At 56.2% G+C, this 249-nt stretch carries 1 protein-coding gene; it reads left to right on the top strand.

Going from position 1 to position 249, the window contains the following annotated elements; genetic code table 11:
* Window positions 1-249, top strand: a 249-nt coding sequence (locus SB756_RS33370; protein WP_410913672.1) for an ABC transporter substrate-binding protein, incomplete at both ends; no start/stop codon positions are given.

Below are 249 nucleotides of genomic sequence, written 5' to 3'. Positions count from 1 at the left end.
CATCTGCGTAGCGGTTTGCAGTGGTCCGACGGTCAGCCTCTGACGGCAGAGGATTTTGTCCTCGGCTGGCAGCGCGCGGTTGACCCGAAAACGGCAAGCCCTTTTGCTGGCTATCTGGCACAGGCGCACATTAACAATGCCGCAGCTATTGTTGCGGGTAAAGCAGATGTTACATCGCTGGGTGTCAAAGCGACGGATGATCGTACTCTTGAAGTTACGCTTGAGCAGCCGGTTCCTTGGTTCACGACG

It is taken from the genome of Pseudomonas sp. SIMBA_068, assembly GCF_046534705.1.
GTDB lineage: Bacteria > Pseudomonadota > Gammaproteobacteria > Pseudomonadales > Pseudomonadaceae > Aquipseudomonas > Aquipseudomonas putida.
Note: the sequence above shows the minus strand (reverse complement) of the source record. Positions and strands in the feature narration are given on the sequence as shown.